General features: G+C 71.5%; 12 protein-coding genes. 8 read left to right on the top strand and 4 right to left on the bottom strand.

Annotation, left to right across the window (positions count from 1 at the left end):
- Window positions 1–140: 140 nt before the first annotated feature.
- Together ACK8N7_RS07970 and ACK8N7_RS07965 are read right to left on the bottom strand one after the other, a co-directional pair.
- Window positions 141–1064 carry a glutamate ABC transporter substrate-binding protein gene (locus tag ACK8N7_RS07970; RefSeq protein ID WP_403215757.1) on the bottom strand — a complete coding sequence of 308 codons (924 nt, stop codon included), beginning with the start codon at window positions 1062–1064 and terminating at the stop codon, window positions 141–143.
- 46 nt (window positions 1065–1110) lie between these two features.
- On the bottom strand, window positions 1111–1896 hold the full coding sequence (locus tag ACK8N7_RS07965; RefSeq protein ID WP_403215756.1) for an amino acid ABC transporter ATP-binding protein: 786 nt from the start codon (window positions 1894–1896) through the stop codon (window positions 1111–1113).
- Between the two features lie 406 nt (window positions 1897–2302).
- On the opposite strand from ACK8N7_RS07965, the gene ACK8N7_RS07960 reads away from it, so the two are divergent.
- Both ACK8N7_RS07960 and ACK8N7_RS07955 read left to right on the top strand, forming a co-directional pair.
- Window positions 2303–2995: a response regulator transcription factor gene (locus tag ACK8N7_RS07960; protein WP_015611887.1), complete on the top strand. Its 693-nt coding sequence runs from the start codon at window positions 2303–2305 to the stop codon at window positions 2993–2995.
- 18 nt (window positions 2996–3013) lie between these two features.
- Window positions 3014–4411 (top strand): sensor histidine kinase, encoded by a 1398-nt coding sequence (locus ACK8N7_RS07955; RefSeq protein ID WP_403215754.1) that lies wholly within the window; start codon window positions 3014–3016, stop codon window positions 4409–4411.
- 33 nt (window positions 4412–4444) lie between these two features.
- Here the strand turns inward: ACK8N7_RS07955 and ACK8N7_RS07950 are convergent, their stop codons facing one another.
- On the bottom strand, window positions 4445–5443 hold the full coding sequence (locus ACK8N7_RS07950) for a TAXI family TRAP transporter solute-binding subunit (RefSeq protein ID WP_403215752.1): 999 nt from the start codon (window positions 5441–5443) through the stop codon (window positions 4445–4447).
- A gap of 101 nt (window positions 5444–5544) precedes the next feature.
- Here ACK8N7_RS07950 and miaB point away from each other — a divergent pair, with 101 nt between their 5' ends.
- Window positions 5545–7065, top strand: a complete 1521-nt coding sequence (gene miaB / locus ACK8N7_RS07945; protein ID WP_358268728.1) for a tRNA (N6-isopentenyl adenosine(37)-C2)-methylthiotransferase MiaB — start codon at window positions 5545–5547, stop codon at window positions 7063–7065.
- Window positions 7066–7188: 123 nt separating this feature from the next.
- Window positions 7189–7893 carry a class III extradiol dioxygenase subunit B-like domain-containing protein gene (locus ACK8N7_RS07940; protein ID WP_500441667.1) on the top strand — a complete coding sequence of 235 codons (705 nt, stop codon included), beginning with the start codon at window positions 7189–7191 and terminating at the stop codon, window positions 7891–7893.
- Between the two features lie 61 nt (window positions 7894–7954).
- On the opposite strand, the gene ACK8N7_RS07935 is transcribed toward ACK8N7_RS07940, so the two are convergent.
- Complete coding sequence (locus tag ACK8N7_RS07935; protein WP_015611892.1) at window positions 7955–8212, bottom strand: antitoxin; 258 nt, start codon at window positions 8210–8212, stop codon at window positions 7955–7957.
- A 171-nt stretch (window positions 8213–8383) separates the two neighbouring features.
- Here ACK8N7_RS07935 and miaA point away from each other — a divergent pair, with 171 nt between their 5' ends.
- The 4 genes from miaA (at window position 8384) to ACK8N7_RS07915 (ending at window position 13205) form a co-directional block, all read left to right on the top strand.
- Window positions 8384–9322 (top strand): tRNA (adenosine(37)-N6)-dimethylallyltransferase MiaA, encoded by a 939-nt coding sequence (gene miaA / locus ACK8N7_RS07930; protein WP_500441665.1) that lies wholly within the window; start codon window positions 8384–8386, stop codon window positions 9320–9322.
- 100 nt (window positions 9323–9422) lie between these two features.
- Entirely contained in the window at window positions 9423–9863 is a 441-nt protein-coding gene (locus ACK8N7_RS07925) for a hypothetical protein (protein WP_403215820.1), read from the top strand.
- Between the two features lie 83 nt (window positions 9864–9946).
- Window positions 9947–10819: a diaminopimelate epimerase gene (gene dapF / locus ACK8N7_RS07920; RefSeq protein WP_500441663.1), complete on the top strand. Its 873-nt coding sequence runs from the start codon at window positions 9947–9949 to the stop codon at window positions 10817–10819.
- A 229-nt stretch (window positions 10820–11048) separates the two neighbouring features.
- Window positions 11049–13205 carry a RelA/SpoT family protein gene (locus tag ACK8N7_RS07915; protein WP_403215742.1) on the top strand — a complete coding sequence of 719 codons (2157 nt, stop codon included), beginning with the start codon at window positions 11049–11051 and terminating at the stop codon, window positions 13203–13205.
- The last annotated feature ends 32 nt before the right edge of the window (window positions 13206–13237 follow it).

The raw sequence follows: 13237 nt of genomic DNA, 5'->3' as shown, positions 1-13237 counted from the left end.
AGCGGCATCAGGGCAGGGGAAGGGGCGCCCCGTACGCCCGCCCCGTGCCCCTGAGGGGCAGCGGCGGCGTACGGGACGCCTCCTGAGTCACACGCGGTACGTCAGTGACGGGGCGTCGGCCGTGGGACGGCGGACGGGCGTCAGTAGCGCTCGAGCGCCGGCGGCTCGGTGTAGGCCGAACCGGACAGGCCCAGCGTCGCCTCGTAGATCTTCTTGTACGTGCCGTCCTTGACGTGCTTGTCCAGCGAGTCGTTGATCGCGTCGCGCAGGACCTTGTCGTCCTTGTTCAGGCCGACGCCGTAGGGCTCGTCGGTGAACGGCTTGCCGACGACCTTGAGCTTGCCGGAGTTGGCGGCCGCGTAACCCTTGAGGATCGAGTCGTCCGTGGTGAGGGCGTCGACCTGCTTGGTCAGCACCTGCTGCACGCAGTCGGAGTACTTGGCCAGCTCGACGACGTCCGCGCCGTACTCCGGCTTCTTGATCTCCTGGAGCGGGGTGGAGCCGACGATCGAGCAGACCTTCTTGCCCTTCACCGACTCCTTGCCGGTGATGGAGTTGTCGTCCTTGCGGACCAGGAGGTCGGCGCCCGCCTTGTAGTACGGACCGGCGAAGCCGACCTGCTTCTTGCGCTCGTCGTTGATCGTGTACGTACCGACGAAGTAGTCGACCTGGCCCTTGGAGATCGCCGTCTCACGGATGCCGGAGTCGACGGTCTTCCACTCGATCTGCTTCTCCGAGAAGCCGAGGTCCGCCGCGATCATCTTGGCGATCTCGATGTCGAAGCCGGAGCGCTCCTTGGTCGACTGGTCCTCGAAGCCGAGGTACGGCTGGTCGGCCTTGGCACCGATGATCAGCTTGCCGCGCTCCTTGGCCTTCTTGAAGACCGGCGAGTCCAGGGCGACGTCCGTGGCGACGGTGTACGTGGGCAGCGCGGGAGCCTCGGAGGAGCCGGGCTTGGTGCCGCCCGGTTTGTCACCGGCGGAACCCTCCTTGCCACCACACGCGGTCGCGGTCAGGGCGAGGACGGCGATGGCCGCGACGGCGGCCGACTTGCGGAGCTTCATGTGAGTTTTCCTTATGCCGTGGGTCGTTGTCGTCAGTCGTCGGTCGTCAGTGGTGAAGGATCTTCGACAGGAAGTCCTTGGCCCGGTCGCTGCGCGGATTGCTGAAGAACTGCTCGGGCGTCGCTTCTTCGACGATCTTTCCGTCCGCCATGAACACCACACGATTGGCGGCCGAACGGGCAAAGCCCATCTCGTGGGTGACGACGATCATCGTCATCCCGTCCCGGGCCAGCTGCTGCATGACTTCGAGGACCTCGTTGATCATCTCCGGGTCGAGAGCCGATGTCGGCTCGTCGAAGAGCATGACCTTCGGGCCCATCGCCAACGCCCGCGCGATCGCCACGCGTTGCTGCTGGCCGCCGGAGAGCTGTGCCGGGTACTTGTCGGCCTGCACGCCGACGCCCACCCGGTCGAGAAGGGTCCGGGCCTTCTCCTCCGCGGCCTTCTTGTCGGTCTTGCGGACCTTGGTCTGGCCCAGCATGACGTTCTCCAGCACCGTCTTGTGTGCGAAGAGATTGAACGACTGGAAGACCATGCCCACGTCGGCGCGCAACCGCGCCAGCTCCTTGCCCTCCTGGGGCAGGGGCTTGCCGTCGATCGAGATCGCACCCGAATCGATCGTCTCCAAGCGGTTGATCGTGCGGCACAGCGTGGACTTCCCGGACCCGGAGGGCCCGATGACGACCACGACCTCGCCACGGGCGATGGTCAGGTCGATGTCCTGGAGCACATGCAGCGCGCCGAAGTGCTTGTTGACGTCGCTCAGTACGACAAGGTCGTCGCCCGCGGGCGCGGCATCCTCGGCGGCCTTGGTCACTGAAACTCCGCTCATCGGCTTCTTGCTCCGTCCTCCTCGGGTGCCAAGGACACTAATGACGCGGTGCGACCAGCGTCATTACATCTGAGCGGAAATTGAGCATAACGATCCGGCGGCAACCGGACACTCCGCGTGAAGTGGACGTCACGAACGGTGCCCGGGCGTACCGGGTGCATAACGGAAACCCTGCTGTAACCGGCAGCCTCTTGACTGGCGTACCGGTCATCGGAGTGGATGCCCTGTGCGGCAAAAGAACGTGAAGCGCCGCTGAACGGAAAGTTTCACCCGGGATCTTCCGGGTGAAGCGGGGCGAAACTTGAGATATCGCCGGGTGACGCCGTGCAACGGTGGCGTGCACAAGAGCGGTTACGCGAACGAGTATGGGACGTCCCCACGGCCCGGGGAGACGGAGAGGAGGGCCATGAGACTGCTGCTCGTCGAGGACGACGACCATGTCGCGGCGGCCCTGTCCGCCGTGCTCGCCCGGCACGGGTTCCAGGTCGTGCACGCCCGCAACGGCGAGGAGGCCCTGCGCGCGCTGCTGCCCGCGGAGAAGGAGCCCTTCGGCGTCATCCTCCTCGACCTCGGCCTGCCCGACCAGGACGGCTACGAGGTCTGCGGCAAGATCCGCAAGCGCACCGCGACCCCGGTGATCATGGTCACCGCCCGTGCCGACGTCCGCTCGCGCATCCACGGACTCAACCTCGGCGCCGACGACTACGTCACCAAGCCCTACGACACCGGTGAGCTGCTCGCCCGTATCCACGCGGTCGCCCGGCGCACCACCAGCGGCGAGGACACCGCGTCAACCCCCGTCGCGGCACTGCGTCTGGGATCCGTCCGGATAGAGCTGCCGACCCGGCGCGTCAGCGTCGACGACGCCGAGGTCCAGCTGACCCGCAAGGAGTTCGACCTGCTGGCCCTCCTCGCGCAGCGGCCCGGCGTGGTCTTCCGCCGCGAGCAGATCATCAGCGAGGTCTGGCGCACCAGCTGGGAGGGGACCGGGCGCACTCTGGAGGTGCACGTGGCCTCACTGCGCTCCAAGCTGGGGCTGCCCGCCCTCATCGAGACCGTGCGGGGCGTCGGCTACCGACTCGTCGCCCCGGCCGCGTGACGGACGGCTTCGTCCCCGGTGCGCACCCGTCTCCTCCCCCTGCTCATCACGCTGATGGCCGCCGTCCTGCTCACCCTCGGCTTCCCGCTCGCGGTGAGTGTGGCCGCCGCCGAGCAGCAGCGCCTGGTCATCGACCGGATCGACGACACCGCCCGCTTCGCGGCCCTCGCCCAGTCCATCACCGACACGGTCCCGGCCACCGACGAGCGCCGTCTGACGCTCGCCACCGACCTGGAGGTCTACGCCTCGGTGTACGGCATCCGGGCCGGCATCTTCTACCGCAACGACCTGGCCCTGGCGAAGGCCCCGGACGGCTGGCTGCTGCCGGCCGAGGGGGAGGGGCGCACCGCCTTCAGCGAAGCGCTCCTCGGCCGCCGTTCGCACGACCCCCCGCAGGTCTGGCCCTGGCAGGACGGCCGGGTCGTCGTCGCTTCGCCCGTCGTGCGCGACGGTGACGTCGTCGCCGTGGTCGTCATCGACTCGCCCACCGACGAGATGCGCTCCCGCATCCTGCGGACCTGGCTGCTGATCGCGGTCGGCGAGGCCCTGGCCATGCTGGTCGCGGTCGGCGCCGCCGTCCGGCTCACCGGCTGGGTGCTGCTGCCGGTACGGGTCCTGGACGCGGCCACCCACGACATCGCCGTCGGCCGGATGCGCTCCCGGGTCGCCGCCTCCGGCGGGCCGCCGGAGCTGAGACGCCTGGCCCGGTCCTTCAACGAGATGGCCGACAACGTCGAGGACGTACTGGAACAGCAGCGCGCCTTCGTCGCCGACGCCTCGCACCAGCTGCGCAACCCGCTCGCCGCGCTGCTCCTGCGCATCGAACTCCTCGCCCTGGAACTGCCCGAGGGCAACGAGGAGATCGCCGCCGTACGCACCGAGGGCAAGCGGCTGGCCCGGGTCCTGGACGACCTGCTCGACCTGGCGCTGGCCGAACACACCGAGGCGGACCTCCAGCTGACCGACATCGTCCCGCTCACCGCCGAACGCGTCGCCTCCTGGCGCCCGATGGCGGACGGGAAGGGCGTGCACCTGATCCAGGACGGGGCCCCGGCCGCCACCGCCTGGGCCGACCCCACAGCGCTCTCCAGCGCACTGGACGCGGTCATCGACAACGCCCTGAAGTTCACCCCGGCCGGACAGGACGTACGGGTCACGGTCGTCCCGGGAGCCACCGCCACGACCGTCGTGGTCGCCGACCGGGGGCCCGGCCTCACCGAGCAGGAGCTGGAACGCGTCGGGGACCGCTTCTGGCGCAGCACCCGGCACCAGAACGTGAGCGGTTCGGGGCTCGGCCTCTCCATCTCCCGCGTGCTCCTCGCGGCGGGCGGCGGCTCGATCACGTACGAACGCCACGAGCCGCACGGCCTGCGGGTCACCGTCTCGGTGCCGCGCGAGCTGCCGCACACCTCCTGAGCCCCGGGGCCGGAGGCTCAGAGGGCCTGCGGCTCAGGGCTTGACCGAGCGGTAGTACCGCTTGGCGCCCTCGTGCACTTCCAGCGGGTCCGTGTAGATCGCTGTCCGCAGATCCACCAGCTGCGCCGCGTGTACCTCGCGGCCGATCCGGTCCCGGCTGTTGATCACCGTCCGGGTGAAGGCCTCGGTCATGGCCGGATCCGTACGGTCCGTGGTGATGAGCAGATTGGCGACGGCGACCGTGGCGACCGACTGCCCCCGCTGGGCGAAGCGGTAGGCGTCGGCGGGCATCGTCGCCGACCGGTAGTAACGGGCGGAGCCGCCGATCGACTGCAACTCCTTGATAAGGCCCTCGTCCAGCGGGACCAGCTGCACGGCGAACCGCTGCGACAGCTCCTGCACCGCCCCGGTCGGCAGCCCGCCGGACCAGAAGAAGGCGTCCAGGTCCCCGGAGACCAGCCGGTCCGGCATCGTGTTGATGCCCGCCGACACCGCGGTCACGTCCTGCGTCGGGTGGAGGCCCGCCGCGTTCAGCAGCCGGTCCGCGACCAGCCGGACCCCGGAGCCCTCCTGGCCCACGCCGACCCGCTTGCCCCGCAGATCGGCCACGCTGCCGATGTCGGAGTCGCGCGGGACCACGAGCTGCACATAGTCGTCGTAGAGCCGCACACACCCCCGCAGCAGATGGGCGCCGGGCCTTCCGTCGCGCACATAGGTGGCCACGGCGTCGGCGGTGGCGATGGTGAAGTCGGCCTCTCCCGTCGCCACCCGCGCGAGGTTCTCCTGGGAGCCCTCGCTGGTGAGGAGCTTTATGGACACCTCGGGCATGTCCTTGGCAAGGGCGCCTTCCAGCCGTTCCCCGTACCGCTGGTAGACGCCGCTCGGCACCCCCGTGGAGAAGGTCAGCGTCCCGCTCGGGGCCCGTTCGCCCAGGGGAAGGAGCCACCACGCGAGCAGCCCGAGCACGACCGCGAGCGCGGCGCCCGTCTGAAGGGTGCGACGTCGGCCGAATCGGGACAGAGCGTGGAGCATGCGCGCGATCCTGCCAGCTCACCGCCCCTCTGACCAGGCCCGGCTGCGGGGGCGGGCCCGGTACGGGAAGGGTGCGCCCGGCAACCGCCTACCCTGGTCACATGAGCAGCGGCAACCGGAGCGAAGCAGTGGACGTCCAGAAGAGCTACGAGGTGCGCACCTACGGGTGCCAGATGAACGTCCACGACTCCGAACGGCTGTCGGGTCTCCTGGAGGGCGCCGGATACGTCCGCGCCCCCGAGGGCTCCGACGGCGACGCCGACGTTGTCGTCTTCAACACCTGCGCGGTACGGGAGAACGCCGACAACAAGCTCTACGGCAACCTCGGCCGGCTCGCCCCGATGAAGACCAAGCGCCCCGGGATGCAGATCGCCGTCGGCGGCTGCCTCGCCCAGAAGGACCGCGACACCATCGTCAAGCGGGCCCCCTGGGTGGACGTCGTCTTCGGCACGCACAACATCGGCAAGCTGCCGGTCCTCCTGGAGCGCGCCCGTATCCAGGAGGAGGCGCAGATCGAGATCGCCGAATCCCTGGAGGCCTTCCCCTCCACGCTCCCCACCCGACGCGAGTCCGCGTACGCCGCGTGGGTCTCCATCTCCGTCGGCTGCAACAACACCTGCACCTTCTGCATCGTCCCGGCGCTGCGCGGCAAGGAGAAGGACCGCCGTACCGGCGACATCCTGGCCGAGATCGAGGCGCTGGTGGCCGAGGGCGTGTCCGAGATCACCCTGCTCGGCCAGAACGTCAACGCGTACGGCTCCGACATCGGCGACCGCGAGGCCTTCTCCAAGCTGCTGCGCGCCTGCGGCAAGATCGAGGGCCTGGAGCGGGTCCGCTTCACCTCGCCGCACCCCCGCGACTTCACCGACGACGTCATCGCCGCCATGGCCGAGACGCCGAACGTGATGCCGCAGCTCCACATGCCGATGCAGTCCGGCTCCGACCGTGTACTGAAGGCGATGCGTCGCTCCTACCGTCAGGAGCGCTTCCTCGGGATCATCGAGAAGGTGCGCGCCGCGATGCCGGACGCCGCCATCTCCACCGACATCATCGTGGGCTTCCCCGGCGAGACGGAGGAGGACTTCGACCAGACGATGCACGCCGTCCGCGAGGCCCGGTTCGCCAACGCGTTCACCTTCCAGTACTCCAAGCGCCCCGGGACGCCGGCCGCCGACATGGACGGCCAGATCCCCAAGGAGGTCGTCCAGGAGCGGTACATGCGCCTGTCCGCCCTCCAGGAGCAGATCTCCTGGGACGAGAACAAGAAACAGGTCGGCCGCACCCTGGACGTCATGGTCGCCGAGGGCGAGGGCCGCAAGGACGGCGCCACCCACCGCCTCTCCGGCCGCGCCCCCGACAACCGCCTGGTCCACTTCACCAAGCCCGGCCAGGACGTGCGCCCCGGCGACGTGGTGACCGTCGAGGTCACCTACGCCGCCCCGCACCACCTGCTCGCCGAGGGCACCCCGCTCGCCGTACGGACCACCCGCGCGGGCGACGCCTGGGAGAAGCGCACCACGGCCGCCGCCGCCAAGCCGGCCGGAGTGATGCTCGGCCTCCCCACCATCGGCGCCCCGGCCCCGCTGCCGGCCGCCGCGGCACCGGCCTGCGGCATCGGCTGACGGCTCCGGCTCTACGGGCCCGACTGTCGGTCGGGCCCGGCTGTCGGTCCCGGCGGCGGCCGCCTGCGGGAACGGCCGCCTGCCCGGCCTCGGCCGGCGCCCCCGGCAAGTACCCTGACCGGCATGCTTGTCGCCGCCGCCGTGTGCCCCTGTCCGCCGCTCCTGGTGCCCGAGGTCGCCGCCGGGGCCGCGCCCGAACTCGACACCGCGCGCGCCGCGTGCCTGGACGCCGTGGGGGTGCTCGCCGCCTCCCGCCCCGACCTGCTCGTGGTCGTGGGGCCGGGGGCCGGCCGCTCCTACCCGTCCGGCGGGTACGGCTCCTTCCGCGGGTTCGGCGTCGCCCTCGACGTCGCCCTCGGCGAGCCGGGCCCGGCCGCGCAGGAACCCCCGCTGCCGGACTCCCTCGCCGTCGGCGCGTGGCTGCTGGACCGGGCCCGCTGGGCGGGCGCACCGGTCGAGGGGCTTGCGGTGGACGGGCGCCACCCCGCCGGCGAGTGCGCACGGGCCGGGGAGGGGCTGGCCGCCCGCGCCGACCGCGTCGCGCTCCTGGTGATGGGCGACGGCAGCGCCTGCCGCACGCTCAAGGCGCCCGGCTACCTGGACGAACGGGCGGAGGCCTTCGACGCCCGGGCCACCGCGGCCCTGGGCGCCGCGGACCTCGCCGCACTGGACGCGCTGGACGAGACGCTCGCGTACGACCTCAAGGCGGCCGGCCGGGCCCCCTGGCAGCTGCTCAGCGGCGCCGCGCGGGGAGTGGGCCTCGGCGGGCGGCTGCTGTACGAGGACGCGCCCTACGGAGTCGGCTACACCGTCGCGACCTGGTCCTGAACAGACCGAAGGCGGCACCGGAGAGATCCGGTGCCGCCTTCGGGGGCCTGCCGCTGTCAGATCAGGAAGCGGGCGGCGGAGGGGGAGGGGTGGTGCCGGGGGTGCCGCCGTCCTTCTGGCCCAGCTTGTCCACGGCTTCCTTGGCCTTGCGCGTACCCGTGTCGATCTTGTCGCTGTACTTGCCCTTGGTCTTCTGGTCGACCGTGCGCGCGGCCTTGTCGAGGCCCTGCTCGATCTTGCCCCCGTGCTGCTGCGCGAGGTCGCCGACCTTTTCCTTGGCCGGTCCCAGCTTGGCCTTCAGGTTGTCCAGGAACCCCATTGGGTCACCTTCCGTGCAGTGAGGACTGTCTGCGGGAGCGTTCTCCCGCCCCCATTGTCCGTCACCTGTCCCTCCCTGCCGACTTTACTCGCCCTTCAGCGTTCTCTCAGCGCCCTTCCGGTCCCCCCGGGAGTGGGCGGGAAGAGCGCGGATATTTGGGAGACTGTCCCGGTGAACCGTCCCGTTTCAGCCCCCCGCGTCATCACCGTCGTCGGCCCCACCGCGGCCGGAAAATCCGATCTGGGGGTCTTCCTCGCCCAGCACTTCGGCGGTGAGGTGGTCAACGCCGACTCCATGCAGCTCTACCGCGGGATGGACATCGGTACGGCGAAGATGACACCCGCCGAGCGCGCGGGCGTCCCCCACCGTCTGCTCGACATCTGGGACGTCACCGAGGCCGCCAGCGTCGCCGAGTACCAGCGCCTCGCCCGGCTGGAGATCGACCGGCTGCTCGCCGAGGACCGCACGCCCGTCCTGGTCGGCGGCTCCGGGCTGTACGTGAAGGGCGCCATCGACGCCCTGGAGTTCCCCGGTACGGACCCCGAGGTGCGCGCCCGCCTCGAACAGGAGCTGGCCGAGCGGGGCTCCGGCTTCCTGCACCAGCGGCTCGCCGCCGCCGACCCCGGCGCCGCCCGCTCCATCCTCGCGAGCAACGGCCGCCGTATCGTCCGCGCCCTCGAAGTCATCGAGATCACCGGCAAGCCCTTCACCGCCAACCTCCCCGGCGACGAACCGGTCTACGACGCCCTGCAGATCGGCGTCGACGTCGACCGTCCCGAGCTGGACGAGCGCATCGCCCTGCGCGTCGACCGGATGTGGGAGGCCGGCCTGGTGGACGAGGTGCGCACCCTGGAGGCGCGCGGACTGCGCGAGGGCCTCACCGCCTCACGGGCCCTGGGCTACCAGCAGATTCTCGCGGCGCTCGCGGGGGAGTGCACCGAGGAGGAGGCGCGGGCCGAGACCGTGCGCGCCACCAAACGCTTCGCGCGCCGGCAGGACTCCTGGTTCCGCCGCGACCCGCGCGTCCGGTGGCTCGGCGGCGGACAGCGTGACCGGGAAGAACTCCCGCACCGGGCGCTGACGTTGATCGAACGAGCGGTCACAGCCTGATCACGTGATGGCATCGGGACGCTCCGCCCGTCAATTCGGCGCCCGTGATCGTGCCATCATCGATCCACCAGTGGAGTCCGAGTTGGGAGGGCGCGTGGCGATGGAGGCCGGCCCTCGCGACACGGAGCAGCACGACGTACCGCCACCGCAGGAGATCGCGGGGCGGCTGAGTCCCGACGGGCCCGACGAGCAGGACATGGCCCCGGAGGTCGAGGTCGAGCTCAGGCCCGCCCGCAGACTGCGGATCTGGCAGCTCGCGCCCATCATCATGCTGGCCGCCGTCGGCTCGCTGATGTTCGCCTTCCCGCTCGCCTTCGAGTTCGGTGACGGTGGTGCCGTCGTCGCCATGCTGGGCCTTCTGATCAGCTGCTGCGCGGCCGGCTGGGGCATGATGGCGGCCCGCCGCGTCGGCCACACCTGGCCCGGCCTGCCGGCCAGGGGCTCGGGCGACCGTCTCGACTGGCGGGTGATCGCGCTGTACGTCGCCCTGGGCGGCGGGCTGGTCGCCCTCGCCGTCTGGCGCGTGGCCCGCCTGCGCTGAGCCGCCAGGGTCCGGCACCGCGGAGTGGCAGCTGGGAGTGTCCGGCATCGCGGAGTGTCGGTGATGGCTCGTACAGTTGCCCTGTGAGCACTTCGCAGATCACCTTCCTCAAGGGTCACGGCACCGAGAACGACTTCGTGATCGTCCCCGACCCGGACAACGCCCTCGCGCTGCCCGCCTCCGTCGTCGCCCGGATCTGCGACCGCAGGGCCGGTATCGGCGGGGACGGCCTGCTGCACGTCGTCCGCTCCGCGGCCCACCCCGAGGCCCAGGGCATGGCCGCCGAGGCCGAGTGGTTCATGGACTACCGCAACGCGGACGGCTCCATCGCCGAGATGTGCGGCAACGGAGTGCGCGTCTTCGCCCACTACCTCCAGCGCGAGGGGCTCGTCGAGCAGGGCGGCCTCGCCGTCGCCACCCGGGGCGGCATCAAGCAGGTGCACCTCGCCAAGGACGGCGACATCACCGTCTCCATGGGGCGTGCCGCGCTGCCCGAGGAGAGCGCCACGGTCGCCGTCGGGGAGCGCAGCTGGCCCTCCCGCAACGTCAACATGGGCAACCCGCACGCCGTCGCCTTCGTCGACGACCTCGCCCACGCCGGCGACCTCCTCTCCGCCCCTCCGGTCAGCCCCGCCGCGGTCTACCCCGAAGGCGTCAATGTCGAGTTCGTCGTGGACCGGGGCCCGCGCCATGTGGCCATGCGCGTCCACGAGCGCGGTTCCGGCGAGACCCGCTCCTGCGGCACCGGCGCCTGCGCGGTGGCCGTCGCCACCGCCCGCCGGGACGGCACGGACCCGGCGGTGACCGGGCTCCCCGCTACGTACAGGGTGGACCTCCCCGGTGGCACTCTGACCATCACCGAGCACCCGGACGGCGCGGTCGACATGACCGGCGCCGCGGTGATCGTCGCCGAGGGCACCATCGACCCGGCCTGGCTGGAAGCGGCGGCCGGCTGAGCGCCGGGCGGCCACCGGCTCGGGCCGGGCGGCTCATCGGCCGAGCGCCGAGTGCCGGGCGGCTCCCGGTTCGAAACCGTGGTCGGTCGGAGCTTCGCTCGAATGGGTGATCCGTTTCACGCTGGGCCAGAGCCGGACTGCGCCACGTGGTGGGGTCGATAGCATCAAGCACCGGCCCGGAGAAGCGTCCGCCTCTCCCCACCGCCGGTCGACTCCGCCGGAGGTGCCCATGAGTGCAGAGGCCGCCGATCCCGCCGCTGTGCCCCGCAGGCGGAGCCGGCCCCGGATCGATCTGCGCAGACTGGGCCGGGTGGCGCTGCTCGGCCCGGTCTCCCGCGACCGGCTGCCCGACGCCATCGGCCATGTCGCCGACGCGCACCGCGCCCACCACCCCGACGCCGACCTGGGCATCCTCCACCGGGCCTATGTCCTCGCGGAGTCCTCGCACCGGGGCCAGATGCGCAAGAGCGGCGAGCCGTACATCACGCACCCGCTGGCCGTCACCCTTATCCTCGCCGAGCTCGGAGCCGAGACCACCACCCTGACCGCCTCCCTCCTCCACGACACCGTCGAGGACACCGAGGTGACCCTCGATCAGGTGCGGGAGCAGTTCGGCGAAGAGGTCTGCTACCTCGTCGACGGCGTCACCAAACTGGAGAAGGTCGACTACGGCGCCGCCGCCGAGCCGGAGACCTTCCGCAAGATGCTCGTCGCCACCGGCAACGACGTCCGGGTCATGTCGATCAAACTGGCCGACCGGCTGCACAACATGCGCACCCTCACCGTGATGCGCCCCGAGAAGCAGGCCAGGATCGCCAAGGTCACCCGGGACGTCCTCATCCCGCTGGCCGAACGGCTCGGCGTGCAGGCGCTCAAGACCGAGCTCGAAGACCTGGTCTTCGCGATCCTGGACCCCGAGGAGTACGCGGACACCAGCGCCCTCATCGCGTCCGCCACCGGCGGCGAGGACCCCCTGGGCGCCATCGCCGACTGCGTCCGGGCCACCCTGCGGGAAGCGGGCATCAGTGCCGAAGTCCTCATCCGGCCCCGCCACTTCGTCTCCGTGCACCGGGTCCGCAGGAAACGCGGCGAACTGCGCCCCACCGACTTCGGCCGACTGCTCGTCCTGGTGGGCGAGGACGCGGACTGCTACGCCGTCCTCGGTGAGCTGCACACCTGCTTCACCCCGGTGATCTCCGAGTTCAAGGACTTCATCGCCGCCCCCAAGTTCAACCTGTACCAGTCGCTGCACACCGCCGTCGTCGGCCCCGAGGGCGCCGTCGCCGAAGTCCTCATCCGTACGCACCGGATGCACAAGGTCGCCGAGGCGGGCGTCGTCGCCCTGGGCAACCCGTACGCCCACGACGCGACCACAGCCCACGACGGCGCCGCCCAGCAGACCGAACCGTCCGACGAGCGCGCCGACCCGACCCGGCCCGGCTGGCTCTCCCGGCTGCTGGACTGGCAGGAGTCCGCCACCGACCCCGACACCTTCTGGACCACCCTGCGCGCCGACCTCGCCCAGGACCGCGAGATCACCGTGTTCCGCACCGACGGCGGCACCCTGGGCCTGCCCGCCGGGGCCAGCTGCGTCGACGCCGCCTACGCCCAGCACGGGGAGCGGGCGCACGGCTGTATCGGAGCACGCGTCAACGGCCGCCTGGCCACCCTCTCCACCCAGCTCAGCGACGGGGACACTGTGCAGCTGCTGCTCGCCCAGGACACCGCGTCCGGCCCGTCCCCCGAGTGGCTCGACCACGCCCGCACCCCCGCGGCCCGGATCGCGATCACCGGCTGGCTCTCCGCCCACCCCGACGCCCCGGGCCCTGAGGCCGGCGGTGCCGACGACCGTACGGAGCCCGCGGCCGACAACCCGCAGTCCGCCGCACCCGCCCGCACCCGGTCCGGCGGGCGCGCAGCCAACGTCGTCGTCGACGGCGCCCAGAGCCCCACCCGCCTGGCCCGCTGCTGTACGCCGGTGCCCCCGGACGAGGTGGTCGGCATCGTGGTCCGGGGCGGTGCCGTCACCGTGCACCGCCAGGAGTGTCCCGCCGTCGCCCGGATGCGGGAGATCGGCCGCGCCCCCGTCGCCGCCCGGTGGCGCGACGAGGACGGCTGGAGCGACCCCGCCGCCTGCCGGGTCACGCTCGTCGCCGAGTCCTTCGGGCGCCCCCGGCTCCTCGCCGACCTCACCGAAGCGATCGCCACGGCAGACGCGGCGATCGTCTCCGCCACCGTCGAACCGCCCAGCGAACAGCGCGTCCGGCACACGTACACCCTCCAGCTCCCCGACGCCGCCGGGCTGCCCGCCCTGATGCGCGCCATGCGCGAGGTCGCCGGGGTCTACGACGTCAGCCGCGCCCAGCACCCGGCGGCCACCGGCTGACCCCGCCCCGTTCGGGTGGTGCGGCGCGCGGC

This window comes from Streptomyces griseobrunneus, from assembly GCF_046713465.1.
In the GTDB taxonomy this organism is placed as follows: Bacteria; Actinomycetota; Actinomycetes; order Streptomycetales; family Streptomycetaceae; genus Streptomyces; species Streptomyces microflavus.
The sequence above is the reverse complement of the archived record's forward strand: the minus strand, read 5'-3'. Positions and strand labels throughout refer to the sequence as shown.